Here is a 2,700-nt window from a genome sequence, read left to right as displayed (position 1 = left end):
AACGGGCCGACCTCCTCACCAATGGGCCCATCATCGAGGAACTTGCCGGAAGCGAACAATCGGCCGTCGAGCACATGAATGCCGACCATCTCGACGCGATCGCCATCTATGCCCGTGATTTCGCCAAGGCACCTGGTGATGGCTGGACGATCGCCGGTTTGGACGCCGATGGCATGGATCTGGTGTCGGGGGACAATGTCTGCCGGGTATTCTTCCCGCAACCGCTGGTAAAGGCTTCGGAATTGCGTCCCGCCCTGGTCGAAATGGCCAGGATCGGCAGGGCCGCATCGGAGGCATAAGAGGAAACTAAATTGCATTTGATCAAAAGCAACCCTTGAGATTTGAAAGAAATGTTCTAGGCTTAGCTGTGGTGCTGACTCGTCGGCACCTTCACAAGTGAATTTATGGATTCAGGCACCATTGCCCCCATGGCGCCTCGATGAGCAAACAGCATGGGGCATCAATGGTCTCGACAAAGCTAATCGCGAACGCCGAATCGGCTGCCGAATTTCTGATGCTGATGGGCAACGAAAAACGGCTGTTGATCATGAGCTATCTGATCGACGGTGAAATGTCGGTCGGCGCCATCGCCGAAAAGGTGATGCTCAGCCAATCCGCCCTCTCGCAGCACCTGGCCAAGTTGCGGGCGCTCGACCTCGTGGACACCCGCCGCGATCGTCAGATGATCTACTATTCCTGCAAATCCGATGCGGTGCGCGAACTGCTCGCCGTGCTGGACGGCATCTTCGGCAGCAGCAAGGAAGATCTGTCCCAGATGGCGCAGAGATTGCGCCGCGCCGGGACTTGACCGGACGCTGCCGCGGCCGTTTACCTCGCTGACGATTTCCGGAGCGTGGCTCATGTGTCTTTCGCGGCACACGAGCCACGCTCTTTATTGTTGAGCGGGACATGGACCCAATTCGCATCGACGATCCACGCGACCCACGTGTCGCGGCCTATCTTGATATCCGCGAGCGCGACCTGGCCGGCCGGCAAGGCCGCTTCGTCGCAGAAGGCAAGGTGGTGCTCGACCTGCTTTTGTCGTCGAGCCGCTTCAGCGCCGAATCCATCCTGGTCTTGGAAAACCGGCTTGGCGGCCTGGAGGACATACTGCGCAAGACACGAACGGACCTGCCGGTCTATGTCGTCGCCGGCGCGGTGATGGACGCGATCGCCGGATTCCACATGCATCGCGGCATCCTGGCCATCGGCCGCAAGGAGACACCCCTGCCGTCTGGGTCATTGCTGGATGCCTTGCCCGCTCAAGCCCTGGTCGTGGTGCTTGTCGGCATCGCCAACCATGACAATATGGGCTCGATCTTCCGCAACGCCGCCGCTTTCGGCGCCGATGCGGTGTTGATGGACGCGACATGCTGCGATCCGCTGTACCGCAAGGCGATCCGGGTTTCGGTCGGCGCCGCGCTCAAGATCCCTTTCGCGTCCTTCGCCGACACGGCGGACTTCACGGCGGACCTCGATCGGCGGGGTTACGACCAGTTCGCGCTGTCGCCGCGCGGCCGGATCGACATACGCGATGCACGGCGCGGCGAGCGCCTGGCGCTCTATCTCGGCACCGAGGGCGAAGGCCTGCCCGAAAGCCTGCTTGCCCGCTTGCAAACCGTGCGGATCACCATGTCGAATGGCTTCGACAGCTTGAACGTCGCTGCCGCCTCAGCCATCGCCCTGCATCATTTCTCGCGCTGACGGGCGCCGTCTGAGGCCAAGACGCCGGCAGGCTGCCAGCCCGCACCGCGTCAGTTGGCTTCCGCCTTCTGCAAGGCGCGCACGCGGTCGGCGAGACTGCGGTCGTGGCCGGCGGAGCGGTTGTCCTGCGGTGCCGCCAGCGCCTTGGCGATCGGTGAATCCGGTCCTTCGAGCTTGGCTGTCAGGTGGACGACCTCCGCCGCCAGTTCGTTCATCTGCTCACGCAGCGCGGCGCCATTGCCATTGGTCAAACCCGACGATGCCACAGCGCCGAGATCCGCCTTAAGCCGCTTGTTCTCCCGCGCCAGCGCCGTCAGCCTGGCCTCCAGCCGCTCGCGGTCGCTGTCGAGCTTGGCGATCGCGCGGTCCATGTCGTCGCGCTTGCCTGCCTCGTCATGCCGGTCCGACTCATCGGGCTTGCCAACCAGCCGCAAGGCTGGGGCGCCGTCCTCGGCTTTCGTTTTTTCCCGCAACCGCGCCAACTCCTTTTCGCGCCGATCAAGCTTGTCCTCACGGTCGGCGAGCGTTGCCAGTAGCCGCTCGACCTTCTTGTCGAGTTCGGCGGCCCTTTTCTTTTCGGCCTTCAAGGCATCGCGCGCGGCCTTGCTTTCGGCCGCGATCTCCTGGCCGCGCCGATCCGCTTCCTTGCGCTGGCCACGCAGCAGCGAGATGTCGCTGGCGAGCTTCTGCAATTCGGATTCGCGGGCCACGAGTTCGATCTGGCGGCTGCTGGAGGCAAAACTGGCGTCGTCATACATGCGCTCCAGCTTCTCGAGCTCGAGCGCCCGCCTTTCCAGCTTTCGTTCGGTTTCCTTGAGCCGCTCCGAAAGCTGATGCAATTCCTCTTCGCGCCGCCGCAACGCTTCGCCCTTGGCGCCGAGTTCGGCGAGCGCGTGGTCCTTTTCCGCGCGCTCGACCGCGAGCCCCTTCAGCGCCTCGCGGCCCCGGTTGATCTCGACGAGCTGTTCGGCCACCTTTTCGCGCAGCGTCTTGACG

At 63.2% G+C, this 2,700-nt stretch carries 4 protein-coding genes; 3 read left to right on the top strand and 1 reads right to left on the bottom strand.

Annotated elements, in window-relative coordinates:
* The 3 genes from EOA36_RS32905 to EOA36_RS32895 form a co-directional block, all read left to right on the top strand.
* Positions 1-299 (top strand): DUF2470 domain-containing protein (locus EOA36_RS32905; protein ID WP_127280948.1); only part of this gene is annotated, 299 nt, incomplete at its 5' end.
* A gap of 164 nt (positions 300-463) precedes the next feature.
* A complete protein-coding gene (locus EOA36_RS32900; RefSeq protein WP_127280947.1) occupies positions 464-808 on the top strand; it encodes a metalloregulator ArsR/SmtB family transcription factor in 345 nt (114 codons plus the stop codon).
* A gap of 101 nt (positions 809-909) precedes the next feature.
* Entirely contained in the window at positions 910-1,704 is a 795-nt protein-coding gene (locus tag EOA36_RS32895; RefSeq protein WP_127280946.1) for an RNA methyltransferase, read from the top strand.
* Positions 1,705-1,754: 50 nt separating this feature from the next.
* Here the strand turns inward: EOA36_RS32895 and EOA36_RS32890 are convergent.
* Positions 1,755-2,700, bottom strand: a 946-nt coding sequence (locus EOA36_RS32890; protein ID WP_127280945.1) for a hypothetical protein, incomplete at its 5' end; no start/stop codon positions are given.

This window comes from Mesorhizobium sp. M8A.F.Ca.ET.021.01.1.1 (genome assembly GCF_003998025.1).
GTDB lineage: Bacteria > Pseudomonadota > Alphaproteobacteria > Rhizobiales > Rhizobiaceae > Mesorhizobium.
Note: the sequence above shows the minus strand (reverse complement) of the source record. Positions and strands in the feature narration are given on the sequence as shown.

Coding starts and splice junctions, on each gene's coding strand:
- EOA36_RS32900 (WP_127280947.1), top strand. CDS start 464: ATGGTCTCGACAAAGCTAATCGCGAACGCCGAATCGGCTGCCGAATTT.
- EOA36_RS32895 (WP_127280946.1), top strand. CDS start 910: ATGGACCCAATTCGCATCGACGATCCACGCGACCCACGTGTCGCGGCC.